Origin of the sequence: Streptomyces sp. NPDC045470 (genome assembly GCF_040646595.1) — a bacterium.
Taxonomy (GTDB): Bacteria; Actinomycetota; Actinomycetes; order Streptomycetales; family Streptomycetaceae; genus Streptomyces.
The window spans coordinates 122303-133028 of record NZ_JBEZAN010000012.1; the positions used below are offsets into that span (position 1 = coordinate 122303).

The 10726-nt window shown below is 71.9% G+C and carries 12 protein-coding genes; all 12 read left to right on the forward strand.

The annotated features are described in order from the left end of the window. Positions 1 to 84: 84 nt before the first annotated feature. The 12 genes from AB0A97_RS28290 (at position 85) to AB0A97_RS28345 (ending at position 10033) form a co-directional block, all read left to right on the forward strand. Positions 85 to 525 (forward strand): hypothetical protein, encoded by a 441-nt coding sequence (locus tag AB0A97_RS28290; RefSeq protein WP_361155108.1) that lies wholly within the window; start codon positions 85 to 87, stop codon positions 523 to 525. Further along, the gene (locus tag AB0A97_RS28295; protein ID WP_361155110.1) at positions 522 to 956 is read left to right on the forward strand and encodes a transcriptional regulator; all 435 of its coding nucleotides are present in this window, start codon (positions 522 to 524) and stop codon (positions 954 to 956) included. Before AB0A97_RS28290 ends, AB0A97_RS28295 begins: the two co-directional genes overlap by 4 nt. Beyond that, positions 943 to 1455, forward strand: coding sequence for a DinB family protein (locus AB0A97_RS28300; RefSeq protein ID WP_361155112.1), 513 nt, complete (start codon positions 943 to 945; stop codon positions 1453 to 1455). Before AB0A97_RS28295 ends, AB0A97_RS28300 begins: the two co-directional genes overlap by 14 nt. Positions 1456 to 1769: 314 nt before the next feature. Then, complete coding sequence (locus AB0A97_RS28305) at positions 1770 to 2525, forward strand: hypothetical protein (protein ID WP_361155113.1); 756 nt, start codon at positions 1770 to 1772, stop codon at positions 2523 to 2525. 142 nt (positions 2526 to 2667) lie between these two features. Then, positions 2668 to 2799, forward strand: coding sequence for a lasso RiPP family leader peptide-containing protein (locus tag AB0A97_RS28310; protein ID WP_361155115.1), 132 nt, complete (start codon positions 2668 to 2670; stop codon positions 2797 to 2799). 4 nt (positions 2800 to 2803) lie between these two features. Beyond that, positions 2804 to 4639 carry a lasso peptide isopeptide bond-forming cyclase gene (locus AB0A97_RS28315; protein ID WP_361155116.1) on the forward strand — a complete coding sequence of 612 codons (1836 nt, stop codon included), beginning with the start codon at positions 2804 to 2806 and terminating at the stop codon, positions 4637 to 4639. Then, complete coding sequence (locus AB0A97_RS28320; protein WP_361155117.1) at positions 4617 to 4877, forward strand: lasso peptide biosynthesis PqqD family chaperone; 261 nt, start codon at positions 4617 to 4619, stop codon at positions 4875 to 4877. The genes AB0A97_RS28315 and AB0A97_RS28320 overlap by 23 nt, the downstream gene beginning before the upstream one ends. Next, positions 4874 to 5323, forward strand: a complete 450-nt coding sequence (locus AB0A97_RS28325; RefSeq protein ID WP_361155119.1) for a lasso peptide biosynthesis B2 protein — start codon at positions 4874 to 4876, stop codon at positions 5321 to 5323. The genes AB0A97_RS28320 and AB0A97_RS28325 overlap by 4 nt, the downstream gene beginning before the upstream one ends. Before the next feature lie 416 nt (positions 5324 to 5739). After that, a complete protein-coding gene (gene asnB, locus AB0A97_RS28330; protein ID WP_361155121.1) occupies positions 5740 to 7584 on the forward strand; it encodes an asparagine synthase (glutamine-hydrolyzing) in 1845 nt (614 codons plus the stop codon). Between the two features lie 29 nt (positions 7585 to 7613). After that, entirely contained in the window at positions 7614 to 8042 is a 429-nt protein-coding gene (locus tag AB0A97_RS28335; protein WP_361155123.1) for a MarR family transcriptional regulator, read from the forward strand. 121 nt (positions 8043 to 8163) lie between these two features. Continuing rightward, positions 8164 to 8544, forward strand: coding sequence for a hypothetical protein (locus tag AB0A97_RS28340; RefSeq protein ID WP_361155125.1), 381 nt, complete (start codon positions 8164 to 8166; stop codon positions 8542 to 8544). Between the two features lie 271 nt (positions 8545 to 8815). After that, positions 8816 to 10033 (forward strand): acyl-CoA dehydrogenase family protein, encoded by a 1218-nt coding sequence (locus tag AB0A97_RS28345; protein WP_361155126.1) that lies wholly within the window; start codon positions 8816 to 8818, stop codon positions 10031 to 10033. Positions 10034 to 10726 lie beyond the last annotated feature (693 nt).

Genomic DNA, 10726 nt, shown 5'->3' on the forward strand with positions numbered 1-10726 from the left:
GGGAGGCAATGTCGTCCCCGTACTTGCCGAAATGGAAAGTGCTTGGCGGCTCGGCAAGGCTGAGCGGTGGGTCCGGATGACGCGGTGCGTGACGGAGGGCAGATCGTGTACGGAGCCGGTGACAGCAGGGGCGCCTTGGACCGGGCCGCCGCGACGGAGAGAGCCGCGCGGGCGCGAAGCGGCTGGTACGCGCGCTATCTGTGGATCTTCGCCGCGGGCCAGTCGGTGCTCGTCCCGATGGCGCTGCTGTGGCACGGGCCTGCCGCCGCGCTGACCTTCACGCTGGCCATGACCGCCCTGGTGACCGGGCTTTCGCTGTACGCCGTCCGGCAGCGGATCGTGCGCCGCGGGTTCGGGGTCCGGCACGGTGTGCTGATCGGCAGTTGGGCCGCGGTCTACTCCGCTTCGATCCTGTTCGGGCAGTTGGTGTTCGTGGACAGTCGTCCGTTCGCGGTCGTGGCGGCGTCGGCGTGCGCCCTGCCACTTGTCGCAGGGGCCGTCCTCGAAAGGCGACGGTCGTCGTGACGGAGGGGAACGCCCAGGCCGGTCCGGGCGGCAGCCACCCCCGGCACGCCCTCGTGCCGCTGCTCAACTCTCCCGTCCGGCTGTCCGTGGTGGCGGCGCTGTCGCCGGTGGACCGGGCCGGGTTCGCCGTGGTGCGCGATCTGGTCGAGGTCACCGACTCCGCCCTCTCCAAGCAGGTCTCCGCGCTGGAAGCGGCGGGCTGGGTGGCCGTGTCCAAGGCCCGGGTCGGCCGCCGTCCCCTGACCCGGCTGGCGCTGACCGCCGAGGGGCGCGCCGTGTACCAGCGGCACCTGGCGGCGCTGCGGGCGATCGCCGAGGGCGACGGAGCGGGGTGTGTTCCGGGTCCGGCCGGAGCTGCCCCGGGCGTAGGCGCCGGGTTCAACGGCGTTGTCAGTGCCTCGTGTCACGATGACGGACATGAACACACCTGAACGCATGTTCCCGCCCATGACCGCCGATGAGCGGACCACCCTGGAAGCCTGGCTCGACTTCTACCGCGCCACCCTCGCCCGGAAGTGCGACGGCCTGACGGAGGAGCAGCTCCGTACGGCGTCGGCGGAGCCCTCCTCGCTCACCCTGCTCGGACTCGTCCAGCACCTGACGGAGGTCGAGCGGACCTGGTTCCGCAGGGTGCTGACCGGGGAGGACGCCCCGACGGTCTTCAGCGCCGACGCCGATGTCCAGCCCGCCGACCGCGGTTTCGGCCTCGAAGCGGACGCCACCTACGCGAAGTCCTGCCTCCTCTGGCAGGCCGAGGTGGAGCACGCCCGGAAGAACTGCGCCGCCCACGCGCTGGAGGACACCGGTCTGTGGCGGGAGAACGAGGTCAGCCTGCGCTGGATCTACTCCCACATGATCGCCGAGTACGCCCGTCACTGCGGTCACGCCGACCTCATACGGGAGCGCATCGACGGCAGTACGGGCGTCTGACCGCCACTGGGCACCGGCAAGCCGGACCCGGGCGAGGAACGGGGCAGCGGGGGAGGGGAGTGGAGGCTGCGACGAGGGGAGGCGGGCACGGGGGCGTCGGGCATCGGGACACCGGGACGGTGAGGCTTCGGGGTCAAAGGTGCGGGCAGGGGCGGGCGGTGAGGCGGGTTTACGTATACCGCGCGGCAGCCGGGACTCAGCAGACTGGCGCGCGAGCACGGGACACCGCGCCACCGGTGCGGTGCGACGGCAGCGGTACCGCACGCCGGCGCGGCCGCCCACCGCACCCCAGGTCACACCGAGCGGAGGGCATCGTGGCGGACGACTCGACGGCACAGGACCGGCAACTGCTGCACGACTACTCCCGGGAGACCCGCGACCCGTACGTCCAGCGTCTGCTCGGGGAGCTGCTCGGCCACGTCAACCGGGCGGAGTTCGAGCGGACGGCGGGCGCGGGCGGCGGCAACACCCGCGACCTCGGCCAGGGGCGGTACACCATCTCCTACGCCCACACCCCGGGCATGTCGCGCGGCGACCACCTCGCGGTGATGGTCCACGAGCTGACCCACGTCGCGGTCGACCAGGCGTACGACTCCCGGATGCTGAACTTCCCGGTGCCACGGCTCTCCGCGGCGGAGGAGGACCGGGTGCGGAACGAGACACCCGGCCGCGAGGAGGACCACCAGAACGCCCGGCTGGGGCGGGTGGACGCGCGGCGCCGTGACGCCTTCGTGGACCTGGTCGTCGGCAATGTGCAGCGGCTGCTGGACGAACTGCCCTCCTCCCGGCTGACGCCCGAGCGGCAGCGGGCGATCCGGACCAAGCTCACCGACCACATGCGGGCCCGCCCGTACCACGAGTACGACGGCGTCCTCTCGCACCTTCTGACCTGGGCCGACCTGGACGGGGCCGACCGGTCCTCGGCCTTCTACCGGAGCCTGACCGCGATGGTGGCCCAGGCGGCCGACTGGCGGGCCGCCGGCGCCGTCACCCCGTCCCGGCGCCGACGCGGCCTCGTCCGCCGGATGGTCGGCGCGCTGGGTCGGTCGCTGCACATCTTCCGCCGCTGAGCGCGCTGTCCGGTCGGACGGAACCGTTGGTGACAGGTGTCCCGAACCTGTGAATCATGACGGTTCGATTGACGTGCCCAGCAGCCCGCGGGGATAAAAGATTGCATCGATATCGGATGCGCTCCGTCCTCGGGAGGTCGTCATGGAAGAACAGGAAGCTCCGCAAACCGTCTACCAACCGCCGATGCTGGTCGAGCTCGGCGAATTCAGTGAAGACACGCTGGGAATCGGCCACTTCTTCTCGGACGGCGCCGGCGGTTACATCGTTGTCTGAATCCGTGCCGGGACCGGGATTCGCGGTGCTGCCGGACACGCCTGCCGGAGCGGCCGCGCGATCGGCTGTCCCGATCGCCGCACCGCAGGTGGTGGCGCACGCGTCCGGGCGCCCCTGGCTGGTCGGCAGGTGGGGCCGTGACCAGTGCGTCACGGCCGCGGCCGGACCGGTACGGGTGGCGGTCATCGGCGTCCGTCCGATGACCGCCGCGCAACTGTCCCGCCTGGCCGCCCAGGTGGGCTCGCCGGCCGACGTGGACCGCCTGGCGGCGGCCCTGCCCGGCGCCTGCCACCTGGGGGTTTCGCTCGACGGGCGGATGCGTCTGCAAGGCAGCGCCACCGGGCTGCGCAGGGTCGTCCATGCCCGGCTGCACGGCACCACGGTGGCCGCCGACCGGGCCGACCTGCTCGCGGCGATGACCAGGGCCCAAGTGGACGAACACGCCCTGGCGGTGCGGGCGGCCTGCAGGGGCGTTCTGCCGTCGCCGCTGAGCGAACAGACCATGTGGAACGGGGTCGTCCCGCTGCCCCCGGGACACTACCTGGCCTGGGACGGGGACCGGACCCGTGAGGGACGGTGGTGGCGTCCCCCGGAACCGCGGGAGCCGCTGGCGGCCGGTGCGCGTGCGGTACGCGCCGCACTGGAGGCCGCGACAAGCCGGCGGCCCGCCGCCGGAGAGGGCCTGAGCAGCGACCTGTCGGGCGGGATGGACTCGACCTCGCTGTGCTTCCTCGCCGCCCGCCACACCCCGGACCTGACGACCGTGCGCTGGGCCGAGGCCGAGGCGGGCAACGACGACCCCGCCTTCGCCTCGCACGCCGCGGACCTCCTCGACCGTGCCGAGCACCTCGTCGTACCGCAGCGGCAATTGCCGAGAATTTTCGACGACCCGCAGGTACTCGCCGACACCGAGCAGCCTTTTCCGTTCACGCGCACGGCTGCCAGATTCCGGCACCTGGGAAATCTGCTCGCCCGGTCGGGTTCCCGGCGGCATCTGGCCGGACACGGCGGCGACGAACTGTTCAGCGCGCTTCCCGGTTATCTGCACAGATTGCTGTGGCGGCACCCGGTCACCGCGATCCGGCACACACGCGGCTGTGCGGCGCTCAAGCGCTGGCCGCTGGGTGCGACGTTCGCCGGACTGCTCCGCCCCGGCGACGTCACGGGGTGGTGGCGCGCACAGGCCGAGCACCTCACCGCACCGCCGCCGCCGCGCCGACGGCCCGTTCTGGGGTGGGGCCTGTGGCCGATGCGGGTGACGCCGTGGGTCACCGACGCCGGCGTCGAGCTGACCCGGGAGGCCCTGCGGCGCACCGCCGACCACGCCGAGACCTGGGCGGACGACCCCGGCCAGCACCAGGCCCTGCTCGTCCTGCGCTCCAGTACGTCCCTCTACCGGCCGTTGGCCCGGATGCTCGTCGGCGCCGGCGTCGAACTGGACATGCCGTACTTCGACGACAGCGTGGTCGAAGCGGTGCTCGGCGTGCGGCTGCACGAGCGGTCCACGCCCTGGCGGTACAAGCCGCTCCTGGCCGACGCCATGCGCGGCATCGTGCCGGACAAGGTGCTGGGCCGGTCCACGAAAGGCGAGTACGGCGAGGACCTGCGCATCGGATTCCGCCACAACCTGCCCGCCGTCCTGGACACGTTCGCCGACTCGGCCCTCGCCGGCCACGGCCTGATCGACACCGACATCCTGCGCGCCCACCTGCTCGCCCCGCAGGCCGACGAGACCACCGTGTTCGCCGTGGAGTCCCTGCTGGGGTGCGAGACCTGGCTGCGCGCCGAACGCAGCGCCCCTGCCTCCGGGAGGCCCGATGCCGCTACGACTGCACCCTGACGTGACGTCCACCGACACCGACGACGGAACCGTCCTGCTGCACCTGGGCACCGGACGGTACTGGCAACTCAACGCCACCGGTGCCACCGTGCTCCGCCACCTGCTCGACGGCGACGACCCCGACCGCATCGCCGCGGCGCTCGCCGCCCGGCACGGCATCGGGACGGACCGGGCCGCCCGCGACGTGCACGCCGTCGTCGGCCGGCTCCGCACCGCGAAGCTGGTGATCACCTCGTGAGCGTGCCCGTCGCCCTGGCCGAACGCCGCGCCCTGCCCGTACACCGCCGGGTGCTGCCGCTGCTGGCGGTCGCCGTCGCCCGCCCGCTGGCCGCGACCACCCCGGCCCGGCTGCGCCGGTTCCTGGAGTTCGCCCGCCGCGGCTCGGCGCCGGCCACCGCCGGACAGGCACTGGCCGCCCGGCAGCAGGTGGTCGCCGTATCCCTGCGCTGCGCCGGACAGGGCTGTCTGCAACGTTCCATCGCCACCGCCCTGCTCTGCCGTGCCCGCGGCACCTGGCCCACCTGGCGTACCGGCGTGCGCACCCACCCCTTCTCCGCCCACGCCTGGGTCGAAGCCGACGGGCAACTCATCGGCGAACCGTATCCCGCAGGCCACTACCGGCCGCTGCTGACCATCGGCCCGCCTCCAGCGGCGGACGAGGAGGCGTCGGCCCGGCAGGCGTGACGCCATCATCTCGGCCAGGAGAGCGGAGGCCGGCCCCAGGTAAAGCCTTGCCCACATTGTCGTAAGTGACGGCCCATCCGGCGCGCTCTCCCGCTCCCGCCGCCACCTGCCGAACTCGCAGCTCAGGACCACTGCCCGCTCCTCGACCCCGGCCATCGGGCGGGGCGTCGGGCGACTCTCCCCGTGTTGCGGCCAGGTTGACGGTGCGGCACCGCGAGGAACACCCTCGTTATATAGGTGCTCGATACAACTGATCCGTGGGAGTGCCGGGCCGCCGGGCAGCGCCATGCCCGAAACGCGGCGCGCGCCACCGGCCGCGCCGTCACCGGCCGGACCGCCGTCGGACGCACTGCCGTCGGCGGCCGGACCGCCGCCGGACCGTCCGCCTCCCCGGACCGGACACAGGAGGACATGGCATGTGTGGCATCACCGGCTGGATTTCCTTCGATCGTGACCTGCGTTCCGAGCAGGAGACCGTCGACGCGATGACGGAGACGATGTCCTGCCGCGGGCCCGACGACCGCGGAACGTGGGTGCAGGGCCCGGCCGCCCTCGGGCACCGCCGCCTCGCGATCATCGACCTGCCGGGCGGCCGCCAGCCGATGACCGCGCAGCAGGCGGACGGCAGCTCCGTGGCCATCGTCTACTCGGGCGAGGCGTACAACTTCCGCGAGCTGCGCGAGGAACTCGTCTCCCGGGGCCACCGGTTCACCACCGAGTCCGACACCGAGGTCGTGCTGCGCGGCTACCTCGAATGGGGCGAGGCGGTCGCCGAGCGGCTCAACGGCATGTACGCGTTCGCCGTCTGGGACGAGCGGCGGCAGCGGCTCGTCATGGTCCGCGACCGCATGGGCATCAAGCCGTTCTACTACTACGAGACCCCCGACGGCGTGCTGTTCGGGTCCGAGCCCAAGGCGATCCTCGCCAACCCGCTCGCCGAGCCCCGCGTGGGCCTCGACGGCGTCCGCGAAATGTTCGCCTTCGTCAAGACGCCCGGCCACGCCGTGTGGGACGGCATGTACGAGGTCGAGCCCGGCACGGTCGTCACCGTCGACCGCGGTGGTCTGCGCCGCCACGTGTACTGGTCGCTGGAGACCCGCGCCCACGAGGACGACCGCGACACCTCCGTGGCCCATGTCCGTACGCTGCTCGACGACATCGTCCGCCGCCAGCTCGTCTCCGACGTCCCGCGCTGCACCTTGCTCTCCGGCGGTCTCGACTCCTCCGCCATGACCGCGCTGGCGGCCCGGCAACTGGGCGAGACGGGGGAGACCGTACGCAGCTTCGCCGTCGACTTCGTCGGCCAGACCGAACACTTCGTGGCCGACGACCTGCGCGCCACCCCGGACACGCCGTACGTCCACGACGTGGCCCGCCTCTCCGGCACCGACCACCAGGACATCGTCCTGGACTCGGACGCGCTGGCCGACCCCGAGGTGCGCGCGAAAGTCATACGGGCGCGCGACATCCCCATGGGCTTCGGCGACATGGACTCCTCGCTCTACCTCCTCTTCAAGGCGATCCGGCAGCACTCGACCGTCGCCCTCTCCGGGGAGTCCGCCGACGAGGTGTTCGGCGGCTACAAGCAGTTCTTCGACGAGCAGGCCCGCCGGGCCGACACCTTCCCCTGGCTCGTCCGCGTCGCCGAGCACTTCGGCGACGACGGCGACATCCTCGTCCCCGCGCTCGCCGACTCGCTCGACCTGCCCTCGTACGTACGGGACGGCTACCGGACCGCGGTCAAGAACGTCCGGCGGCTCGATGACGAGAGCGACTTCGAGTACCGGATGCGCAAGATGAGCTACCTGCACCTGACGCGGTTCGTCCGCATCCTCCTCGACCGCAAGGACCGCGCGAGCATGGCCGTGGGCCTGGAGGTGCGGGTGCCGTTCTGCGACCACCGGCTGGTCGAGTACGTCTACAACACGCCGTGGGCGCTGAAGTCCTTCGACGGGCGCGAGAAGAGCCTGCTGCGCGAGGCCACCGCCGACGTCCTGCCGAAGTCGGTGTACGACCGGGTCAAGAGCCCCTACCCGTCGACGCAGGACCCCAAGTACGCGGTCGCGCTCCAGCAGCAGGCCAAGGAACTGCTGGCACGCTCCTCGCACCCGGTCTTCGAGATCGTGGACCGCAACTGGCTCAAGCGCGCCGCCGAACACGCCGCACCGCAGAGCACCCAGGCGTCCCGGAAGGGCCTCGAAAAGACGCTGGACCTGGCCCAGTGGTTGGACATCTACCAGCCCCGGCTTACCCTTTCCTGACCCGGACAGGGCGCGCGATGGGCTGAACGATGACAATCGGTGACGATGCGGCACTCCAGTTGGTGGTCTCCCTCAACCGGCTGACCCGCAGCCTGCGCAGGGCCGCCGCCGCGGGCGGCATCCAGCCGACACAGCGCGCCGTCCTCGCCATGCTGACGCAGCGTGGCCCCTCCCGGATCGGCGAGATCGCGGCCTGGGTCCCCTGCTCCCAGCCGACCGCCACCGCGGCGGTGCTGGGCCTGGAGACCGCCGGCCTGATCCGCCGCGAACCGGACCCCACGGACGGCCGGGCCAGCCGCGTCCTGGCCACCGACCGCGGCACGGCCGCGCTCGCCGAGGTCGCCCGCGGCGAGGCCGAGGTGCTGGCCAAGCGCCTCGGATCGCTGCGGCCCGACGAGGTCCGCCGGCTCGCCGAGATCGAACCGCTGCTGCGACGCCTGGCCGAGGCGGCGGACTGACCGGTCGGCGGACGGACGGAGCCGGCGCGGTGCGGGCCGCCGGGTGATTCCCCTGGTGAGGCCCGCAGGGCCGGTCGGAGTAGGGGGAATGACCTACCGTGCACACCGTCGTTTTCCAGCCATGATCAGACATAGGACCGTCACAACCCTCGCGGTCACGGCCGCGGCGGCAGCGGTATCGCTCGCCGGCGCGGCCCCCGCGTCGGCAGGCGGCGTCATCGTCCTCGGGTCTCCGTCCCACGACAACACCTGCCGGAACGGGGCGGGCACGGCCGTGCGCGGGGCCGCCACGCACGGCAACGGGAGCGCGGCCGGTCTGCTCGGGCAGATTCCTTTCGGCAGCCCGCTCAACCACTGCGGCGGTGCCGACCTGCCCGGCAACAAGCAGGGCAACGAAGCGCCGGACGACGACCCCGGGCATGAATACATGGCGAATCAGCCGCCCTCCGACACCAGGTACCCCGGTGCGGGCCATGCGGACTTCCTCAAGCTGTTCAGGTAGTCACTGCCGACGGCTCGTTGAGCCACCACTGCCGACGGTTCGGCCGGCCACCGCCGAGCCGGCCGGTCGGGGCGGCCCCGCGGCCCGGACGTGAGTCCGGCCCCGCTCCCCGCCGGCACCCTTCCGTATCGATGGAACACGTTCTACTGTGCCCACGACCCACAACCCGACGGCCCGTCAGGAACTCGCTTCCGCGCCGTGCCGCACCGGCCGTGCGCCGGGGCGCGCACGGGTCACCGCACGATCCGGGCCGGGCACACCAGGAGGGGCCGTGCACCTCGAATACACGCCGGAACAGCAGCGGCTGCGGTCCGAACTGCGGGAGTACTTCGCCGCCCTGACCCCCGACAACGCACACGCCCGGTTCCACGGCGCCGAGGCCGGTGCGCGGGAAGCCACGGGCGCCGGTCCGCAGAAACGGTTCTACCGCGAGACGATCCGGCAGCTCGGTACGGACGGCTGGCTCGGGGTCGGCTGGCCCGAGGAGTACGGCGGCCGGGGCCTGACGCCGATGGAGCAGTTCATCTTCTTCGACGAGGCCGCGCAGGCGGGTGTGCCGCTGCCGCTGATGGCGCTGAACACCGTCGGTCCGACGATCATGCGGTACGGCACCGACGAGCAGAAGGCGTACTTCCTGCCCAGGATCCTGGCCGGGGAGATCGACTTCGCGATCGGCTACAGCGAACCGGAAGCCGGTACGGACCTGGCGTCCCTGAAGACCCGTGCCGTACGCGACGGCGACGGCTACCTCGTCAACGGGCAGAAGATCTGGACCACCAACGGCGACACGGCCGACTGGGTCTGGCTCGCCGTGCGCACCGCCCCCGTCGAGGACGGCGTACCGCCCCACAAGGGCATCAGCCTGCTCCTCGTGCCCACCTCCGACCCCGGCTACTCCTGCACCCGCATCAACACCCTCGCCTCGCACGACACCACCGCCAGCTACTACGAGAACATCCGCGTCCCCCTCACCCGCCGCGTCGGCGAGGAGAACCAGGGCTGGCGCATCATCACCAACCAGCTCAACCACGAACGCGTCACCCTCGCCGCCCACGGCACGATGGCCGTCCGCGCCCTGCACGACGTACAGCGCTGGGCCACCGAGACCAAGCTGGCCGACGGACGGCGCGTCATCGACCTCGGCTGGGTACGCGGCCGGCTGGCCCGTACGCACACCGGACTGGACGCCATGAAGCTGCTGAACTGGCAGATGGTCGACGCCCTCCAGCACGGCACCCTCACCCCGCAGGACGCCTCCGCGGTCAAGGTCCACGGCTCGGAGGCCCGCCGCGACGCGTACGCCTGGCTGATGGAGATCGTCGGCGCGGCAGGCCCCCTGAAGGACGGCTCGGCCGGCGCCGTCCTCCACGGCGAACTGGAACGCGGCTACCGCTCCGCGGTCATCTTCACCTTCGGCGGCGGCAACAACGAGATCCAGCGCGAGATCATCGCGTGGATCGGACTGGGGATGCCGCGGGTGCGGCGGTAGCTGTGCTCAAGAGGCCCTGCTGATGCCGTCTCGGTACGTGGTGTGCCTGGCTCGGCGCGGGGCGAAGGCTCCTGGGGGCCGGGGGGCACCGGGCAAGTGACGCGCGCGGCCGGCCTGGGCCGTAGGTGCTACGGATCGTGACTAGGGCGGGTCGAGTCGGCCACGCCGGGCGAATCGTCGCCCGGCGATCCTCGCGAAGCTCTCGTGGTCGCATCCACAGGGGAGGCCCAGTGCCGACGTTTTCTGTGAAAACGGGGGCGTTGGGTTTCGGCTTTCTCCGAACGCCCCGCAAATGAGGCAGTATTCCACTACGATGTGACGGTCTGGTGAATCCCGGTCCTCCAGTTGCGTAGGAATCGTGGATAGGGATGCGTGGACGCCTCGGCCACGCCCGCGCAGAGACTGAGGGGGCGAGTGGGGTGGGCGAACTGCCCGTAGGAAGAGCCGGCTGAAGCGCCCGGTGCAGAACGAGAGTTACTGGTGCGGACCTCAGGGGGAGTTCCTCGGGTTCCGGTGCGGCGGGTATCAGGCCCGGTACGCGGAGCCCGTCCGGTGGGGTAGAGGGGCAAGCCCGTGGGCAAGGCTGGCAGCCAGGTTTCGGCCGCAGTGCGCAAAGTCATCGAGATCGTGGCCGAGTATCCGGCCGGTGTCGCTCGGGGCGAGCTGGTGAACGCGACGCGACGTCGCAGTGGG

Excerpts from the sequence above, each read along its gene's own strand:
- AB0A97_RS28335 (WP_361155123.1), top strand. The coding sequence starts at position 7,614 with ATGACAATCGGTGACGATGCGGCACTCCAGTTGGTGGTCTCCCTCAAC.
- AB0A97_RS28310 (WP_361155115.1), top strand. The coding sequence starts at position 2,668 with ATGGAAGAACAGGAAGCTCCGCAAACCGTCTACCAACCGCCGATGCTG.
- AB0A97_RS28340 (WP_361155125.1), top strand. The coding sequence starts at position 8,164 with ATGATCAGACATAGGACCGTCACAACCCTCGCGGTCACGGCCGCGGCG.
- AB0A97_RS28300 (WP_361155112.1), top strand. The coding sequence starts at position 943 with ATGAACACACCTGAACGCATGTTCCCGCCCATGACCGCCGATGAGCGG.
- AB0A97_RS28320 (WP_361155117.1), top strand. The coding sequence starts at position 4,617 with ATGCCGCTACGACTGCACCCTGACGTGACGTCCACCGACACCGACGAC.
- asnB (WP_361155121.1), top strand. The coding sequence starts at position 5,740 with ATGTGTGGCATCACCGGCTGGATTTCCTTCGATCGTGACCTGCGTTCC.